The organism is Spirillospora sp. NPDC049652 (genome assembly GCF_040675125.1).
In the GTDB taxonomy this organism is placed as follows: Bacteria; Actinomycetota; Actinomycetes; order Streptosporangiales; family Streptosporangiaceae; genus Spirillospora.
Window position 1 is genome coordinate 1 of the sequence record NZ_JBFAOF010000591.1, and the last position, 4,576, is coordinate 4,576.

The 4,576-nt window shown below is 74.0% G+C and carries 6 protein-coding genes; 3 read left to right on the forward strand and 3 right to left on the reverse strand.

All coding sequences use genetic code 11. From position 1 onward, the window contains the following. On the forward strand, window positions 1-1,099 hold a 1,099-nt coding region (locus AB0J52_RS28530), incomplete at its 5' end, for a flavin-dependent oxidoreductase (RefSeq protein WP_500185566.1). A 109-nt stretch (window positions 1,100-1,208) separates the two neighbouring features. Here the strand turns inward: AB0J52_RS28530 and AB0J52_RS28535 are convergent. Beyond that, window positions 1,209-1,949: a hypothetical protein gene (locus AB0J52_RS28535; protein ID WP_500185567.1), complete on the reverse strand. Its 741-nt coding sequence runs from the start codon at window positions 1,947-1,949 to the stop codon at window positions 1,209-1,211. A gap of 80 nt (window positions 1,950-2,029) precedes the next feature. After that, window positions 2,030-2,509, reverse strand: a complete 480-nt coding sequence (locus tag AB0J52_RS28540) for an NUDIX hydrolase (protein ID WP_500185569.1) — start codon at window positions 2,507-2,509, stop codon at window positions 2,030-2,032. A gap of 115 nt (window positions 2,510-2,624) precedes the next feature. On the opposite strand from AB0J52_RS28540, the gene AB0J52_RS28545 reads away from it, so the two are divergent. Then, complete coding sequence (locus tag AB0J52_RS28545) at window positions 2,625-3,215, forward strand: DinB family protein (protein WP_500185571.1); 591 nt, start codon at window positions 2,625-2,627, stop codon at window positions 3,213-3,215. 21 nt (window positions 3,216-3,236) lie between these two features. On the opposite strand, the gene AB0J52_RS28550 is transcribed toward AB0J52_RS28545, so the two are convergent. After that, entirely contained in the window at window positions 3,237-3,800 is a 564-nt protein-coding gene (locus AB0J52_RS28550) for a dienelactone hydrolase family protein (RefSeq protein WP_500185573.1), read from the reverse strand. A 62-nt stretch (window positions 3,801-3,862) separates the two neighbouring features. On the opposite strand from AB0J52_RS28550, the gene AB0J52_RS28555 reads away from it, so the two are divergent. Then, the gene (locus AB0J52_RS28555; protein WP_500185575.1) at window positions 3,863-4,447 is read left to right on the forward strand and encodes a DinB family protein; all 585 of its coding nucleotides are present in this window, start codon (window positions 3,863-3,865) and stop codon (window positions 4,445-4,447) included. Window positions 4,448-4,576: the final 129 nt, after the last annotated feature.

Here is a 4,576-nt window from a genome sequence, read left to right on the forward strand (position 1 = left end):
CAACCTGATGCCGCACGCCGTCCGGGAGCTGACGGAGCTCGGGCTCGGCGACGCGCTCGCCAAGGTGGGGCTGCCCGCCGAACGGCTCGTCCACTTCGACCGGCACGGCAACCGGGTGTGGGGCGAGGGGCGCGGCCAGGCGCTGGGCTACCGGTGGCCGCAGTACTTCGTGCACCGGGGCGAGCTGCAGATGCTGCTGCTGGACGCCGTCCTCGACCGGCTCGGCCCGGACGCGGTCCGGCTCGGCACGGCCGTCACCGGCTTCACCGACACCGGGACGTCGGTCGAGGTGGAGCTGCGCGACCGGCCGTCCGAGACGGCGGACGTGCTGGTCGGCGCGGACGGCATCAACTCGGCGGTCCGGCGCGTCCTGTTCCCGGACGAGGGCGCGCCGCTGTGGAACGGCGTGCTGCTGTGGCGCGGCGTCACCGAGGCCGAGCCGTTCCTGGACGGCCGGACGATGGCGGTCCTCGGCACCAACCTGAAGTCGAAGTTCATCTGCTACCCGATCGCGCAGCGCGACCGGGGGCGGGTCCTGCTGAACTGGCTCGGCGAGATCCGCCCGCCGGCCGACTCCGGGGCGGGGGCCGCCGACTGGAACCGCGCCGGGCGGCTGGAGGACGTCCTCCCGCACTTCGCGGACTGGGACGTGCCGTGGCTGGACGTCCCGGGCCTGATCCAGGGCGCGCCCGAGATCCTGGAGTACCCGATGGTGGACCGGGATCCGCTGCCGCGCTGGACGCACGGCCGCGTCACCCTGCTCGGCGACGCCGCCCACCCGATGTACCCGCTGGGGTCGAACGGCGGCTCGCAGGCCGTCCTGGACGCCCGCGCGCTCGCCTACGAGCTGGCCCGCGCGGACGACCCGGCGGCGGGGCTGGCGGCCTACGACGCCGTCCGCCGCGAGCCGGTCAACGCGATCGTCCGCGGGAACCGGACCAACCCGGGCGACCGCATCCTGGACCTCGTCGCCGAGCGGGCGCCGGACGGCTTCGACCGCATCGAGGACGTCCTGACCGCCGAGGAGCTGGCTCCGCTGGAGAACGGCTACCGCACCATCACCCACACCGACAACGGCGACTCCCCCTGGCGCTGCTAGCGGATCGCCCGGAGGGTGAGCGGGGCGTCATGCGGCCTCCGCCGCCTCATGACGCCCCGCCGGCTCGGAGACCGAGCGCCGTTCCGCCGCCGGGAGCGGCGACCGCGCGTCAGTGCGGAGGCGGCATGGGGTGCACGGCGTTGCCCGGCCCGCAGCCGCCCTCACCCGGCATGCGCTGGATCGTGGACGGGACGAACACCGACGTCCGTCCCGGCGCGACCCGCACGAGGACGCAGTCGAGCGGTCCGTTGACGTAGAGCGGCTTCGCGGTCAGCGCGACGCCCACGGTGTCGCCGTCGGTCAGGTACTCGGCGCTGATCCGGGGGTCGAGGCGCATCCGCGACACGGCGGCGCGGATCCTCGTCTCGTCCGCGCGGCCTCCCCGCGGGACGGACGGGATGGCCCGGCGCAGCCTGGCGTCGGACGGAAGCTGGGGCCCCTTCGGCCAGGGTCCGAACCTGAGCGGCGCGTTCGCCGGGCACTTCACCTTCGGCGGTGCGCCCGCGTCGTCCGAGCGGCGGCGGTCGATGCCGAGCTCGAAGCACGGCTTCACGACGATCTCCTGCCCGCCCCACTCCGTCCCCCTGCCCTCGACCCGGACGACGATCCGCACGCCGTCGCGGTCGCGGGCGGACGTCCCGGTCACCTTCATGACCTCCGCGCCGTTCAGTTCGGAGGCGCGGCGGCCGAGGTCCCGCGCGCGTTCCAGGGAGGACGAGCGCCGCAGCACTTCCGCCATCCGCCGGGCCTTGTCCCGGGCCATCGAGACGGCCTGGTCCTCGGCGGACGGCATGACTCCGCACCCGGTCGCGAACAGCAGGAGGCCCACCAGGGGCGTGGATCGGCGCACCCGTCCATGATCGGGCCGCGCACCCGCCGCCCGGCATCCGTACAAGTACTCAGATCCGCGTCTCCGGGCTCGGCAGGGGCTCACTCACCCGCCGGCCTGCTCGACCTCAGATGCGCCGCGTACCGGGCGATGATCGGGCGTTCCGGGCCGAGGACGTCGTCCGGGACGTCGTCGATGTCGAAGAAGCGCGCCTCGCGGGCCTCCCTCGGATCGACGGCGAGGACGACGTCGGAGCGGACCCGGGCGAGGTAGGCGGCCGTCACGTTGTAGATCTCGTCGCCGTGCGGGAACCGGTAGTAGTAGTCGGCGCCGGAGAAGACGTCGAGCAGGGTGAGCTCCCCGATCTCGACGCCGATCTCCTCCCGCACCTCGCGCCGCCCGGTCTCCTCGAAGGACTCGCCGGGCTCCATGAGCCCGCCGGGCAGGCACCAGCCCGAGCCGTCCGCGCGGTCGAGCAGGAGCAGCCGCCACCCCTCGTCCACCAGCACCACCGACGTCCCCGGCAGCAGCAGGGGACGGGTTCCGACGAGCCGCCGCAACTCCCGGGCGTAATCCGTCATCCGCTCATCCTCCCCCCACGCGCGCCCGTATCGCCAGACCACACCGGTCCCCCGTCGTCCGGGCTTCTCCGGGGCCGCGTCCGGAACGGCGCGGCGCGGCGGCAGAATGGCCGACGTGATCACCTTCGACGCCAAGGCCGACCTGCTGCTCTGCCTCCAGGACGCGCGCGACGCCCTGCTCTGGAAGCTGGACGGGCTGTCCGAGTACGACGTGCGGCGGCCGCTGACGCCCACCGGGACCAACCTGCTCGGGCTGGTCAAGCACCTGACCGGAGCCGAGGCGGCCTATTTCGGCACGACGTTCGGACGGCCGTTCGACGGCCCCGCGCTGTGGTTCGCGGGCGACGCCGAGCCGAACGCCGACCTCTGGGCGACCGCCGACGAGTCGCGCGAGCTGATCGTCGGCGGGTACCGCGAGGTGTGGGCGCACTCGGACGCGACCGTCGCCGAACTGGAGCTGGACGCGGTCGGACGCCTCCCCTGGGGCGGCGGGCCGGAGCTGACGCTGCACCGCGTCCTCGTGCACATGATCGGCGAGACGCACCGGCACGTCGGGCACGCCGACATCGTCCGCGAGCTGGTGGACGGCGCGGTCGGCCAGCGCCCGGACGGCGGGAACGTCGCCGAGGGCGACGCCGCCTGGTGGGCCCGGTACCGCGACATGCTGGAACGCGTCGCCAAGGAGGCGGCCGCCGGCCGTCCCTAGCCGGATCCGCGGCCGGAGCGGTCAGACGGCCGTGGGCTCCATGGTGCGGAGGAAGCCGAGCGTGCGCGTGACGAGCTGCTCCGTCGCGGCCGGGTCGTAGGAGTCGAGGGACGAGTCGGCGAACAGGTGGCCCGGCGCGTCGTAGAGGTAGAGCTCGGCCCCGGCGGCCTGGACGAACAGGTCGTACTCGTCCTGCGGGGCCCACGGGTCGTCCCGCGCGACGTGCACCTGCGCCGGCTTCCCGGCCGGCCACGGGACGTCGAAGAACCTCGGCGGGATCGCGCCCTCGTAGAGCAGCGCGCCCCGCGCGTCCGGGCGGGTCTGGGCGAGGTACTGCGCCGCGGTCGCGCCGAGCGAGAACCCGGCGTACACCTCCGCGGTGACGGCGCCCGCGAGCCGCATCAGCTCGGCGGTCCCGAGCTCGCCCTCGGCGAACGCGACACCGTCCTCGATCGTGGGGAACGTGCGGCCGCCGAAGAGATCCGGCGTGACGACGTCGTGGCCCGCCGCGCGCAGCGTCTCGGCGAACTCCAGGACTCCGGGCGTCAGCCCCTGGACGTGGTGGAAAAGGGCGACACTCACCATGTCCGGCACCCTAGCCGGAAACGGGTGGACACCGGCACGGGGGCGACCGCCAGACTGGTGCCATGACGCATACCGACACCAAGAGCCACCTGCGCGAATACCTCGACTTCGGCCGCGACGCGCTGCTCTGGAAACTCGAGGGGCTGTCCGAGTACGACGTCCGCCGTCCGATGACCCCGACCGGGACCAACCTGCTCGGCCTGGTGAAACACCTGGCGGGGGTCGAGGCGGGGTACTTCGGCGAGACCTTCGGACGCCCCTTCCCCGAGCGCCTGCCGTGGATGGAGGACGACGCCGAGTCCAACGCCGACATGTGGGCCACGCCGGACGAGTCGCGCGCGGACATCCTCGGCCTCTACGAGCGGGTCCGCGCGTTCGCGGACGCGACGATCGCCGAGCTCCCGCTGGACGCGCCGGGCCGCGTCCGCTGGTGGCCCGACGAGCGCGCCGACGTGACGCTCGACTGGATCATCATCCATGTCGCGGTCGAGGTGCACCGGCACGCCGGGCACGCCGACGTCGTCCGCGAGCTCATCGACGGGACGGTCGGGATGCGGGTCGGCCGGGAGAACATGCCCGAGAGCGACCTCACCTGGTGGGCCGACTACCGCAACAAGCTGGAACAGGCCGCGAAGGCCGCCGAGTAGCCTTCGCGGCCGGGCGGCGGGGCGGGCTCGCCATCACGGCTGGGCTCGGCTCGCCACGGCGGCGGGGACGGCTCGCCGTCGCGGCTGGGGCGGTTCGCCGTCGCGCGGTGGGTCGGTTCGCCGTCGCGC

Excerpts from the sequence above, each read along its gene's own strand:
- AB0J52_RS28540 (WP_500185569.1), bottom strand. The coding sequence starts at position 2,509 with ATGACGGATTACGCCCGGGAGTTGCGGCGGCTCGTCGGAACCCGTCCC.
- AB0J52_RS28550 (WP_500185573.1), bottom strand. The coding sequence starts at position 3,800 with ATGGTGAGTGTCGCCCTTTTCCACCACGTCCAGGGGCTGACGCCCGGA.
- AB0J52_RS28555 (WP_500185575.1), top strand. The coding sequence starts at position 3,863 with ATGACGCATACCGACACCAAGAGCCACCTGCGCGAATACCTCGACTTC.